1 protein-coding gene is annotated in these 550 nt (G+C 28.5%); it reads left to right on the forward strand.

The annotated features are described in order from the left end of the window. Nucleotides 1-10 precede the first annotated feature (10 nt). On the forward strand, nt 11-550 hold a 540-nt coding region (locus HMPREF0528_RS08725; RefSeq protein ID WP_004896658.1), incomplete at its 3' end, for a restriction endonuclease subunit S.

Raw genomic sequence — 550 nt, forward strand, 5'->3', positions numbered from 1 at the left:
AGGGTGATTAATGGAATATATAAAACTAGGAGCAATATGTGACGTTATTAATGGTTATGCTTTTAAGAGTAAAAAATATTCTACTTCGGGTGTAAGGATTATTCGAATAACAAATGTTCAGAAAGGCTATGTTGAAGACGCCTCTCCTGTATATTATCCATTGAATACAATAAATGAGTTAAAAAAATATATTCTCTATTCTGGGGATTTGCTCATCTCATTAACTGGAAATGTAGGTCGAGTTGCAATTTTAGATAAAAAATATTTACCAGCCTTTTTAAATCAAAGGGTTGCCTGTATCCGGCCAAAATCGGATAAAATTTTAAAAGAGTATTTATTTTATATGCTAAATACAAATTTATTTGAGGTTAAAAGTATAAATTCTTCTAAGGGAATCGCTCAAAAAAATATAAGTACTGAATGGTTAAAAAACTATGTAGTTCCTTTACCAAGTATAGAAATACAACAACATCTAATTTCGATTTTAAAGAAATTAGAAAAAGCTGTAAGAAATAAAAAACATGAGTTAAGAGCATTAGATAAGCTTGTC

Source organism: Lactobacillus johnsonii ATCC 33200 (assembly GCF_000159355.1).
Lineage (GTDB): Bacteria > Bacillota > Bacilli > Lactobacillales > Lactobacillaceae > Lactobacillus > Lactobacillus johnsonii.